This is a genomic window from Spongiactinospora sp. 9N601, from assembly GCF_044326295.1.
Lineage (GTDB): Bacteria > Actinomycetota > Actinomycetes > Streptosporangiales > Streptosporangiaceae > Spongiactinospora > Spongiactinospora gelatinilytica.
Map to the genome: position 1 here is coordinate 1 of NZ_JBIRBB010000063.1, position 941 is coordinate 941.

Consider the following 941-nt stretch of genomic DNA (forward strand, 5'->3'; position numbering starts at 1 on the left):
CGAAGCCCGTGGCCCAACCACCTTGTGTGGGGGGAGCGGTCGAAGGTGGGGCTGGCGATTGGGACGAAGTCGTAACAAGGTAGCCGTACCGGAAGGTGCGGCTGGATCACCTCCTTTCTAAGGAGCACCCTGGCCGATCCTCCCTTCGTCCGGGTGACCTCGTCCGGGCAGGGGCGCGGCCCAGTGCCGGGGTCGAGACCGACCGTGTCTCGCCCGGCGGCTCATTAGTGGAGCACTGGTTATTCGGTTCGGCGTCATCCGCCTGGCCGGTCGGTACCGCCCGCACCCCCGTCAAGGGGTGGGGGAGTGGGAAGGCCGTCGCAGGGGTGGGGCCGGGCCGGGCACACTGTTGGGTCCTGAGGAAACGGACCGTCTGGTATCCCGCCGCGTGGTGGCGGGTGCGACCCCCGCGAGTGTGCGGGGGTGTGGTGGTGGCGGGTTTCGTCTTCGGGTCTGGTGCCGGGATCGCGCACCGCTTGGACCGCTCGTCCTTCTCTCTGTTCGAGGGTGGGGATGGCGGGCCGGGTGAGGTGGGCGTCCAGGATCATCACCAGTTCCAAGGGATGAGGCCAGAGATCGTTCGGCGAGGTGAAGCCCTAGGGGGTTCGCCTGAGCCGCAAGGGTCTCCGTCACTGGTCACTGCGCACCTGTTGTTGTTCACGAGGGTCGGGTGCCGGGGCCGGAGAATCAAGGAAGCAAGGCGCAGGGGTCAGAGGTTGTGGTCTTTGTGGTTTTTCCTGGTTGTCTTCGGTCGGGGTTTTCTTCTTCCGGGGCTTGTCCTGCCGGTATACCGCGTCAGCTTCTTTTTTGGGGTTGGTGGTCTGGTGCTGGCTGGGGTGGGTTGTCTGGTTGTTGTTTGAGATTTGCATAGTGGACGCGAGCATCTTTTGTGGCCAAGTTGTTTAGGGCGCACGGTGGATGCCTTGGTACCAGGAGCCGAT

Annotated in this window: 1 rRNA gene; it reads left to right on the forward strand. The window is 64.5% G+C overall.

From position 1 onward, the window contains the following. Positions 1–117 (forward strand): 16S ribosomal RNA (locus ACH34R_RS44125); the annotation flags it as partial. Positions 118–941: the final 824 nt, after the last annotated feature.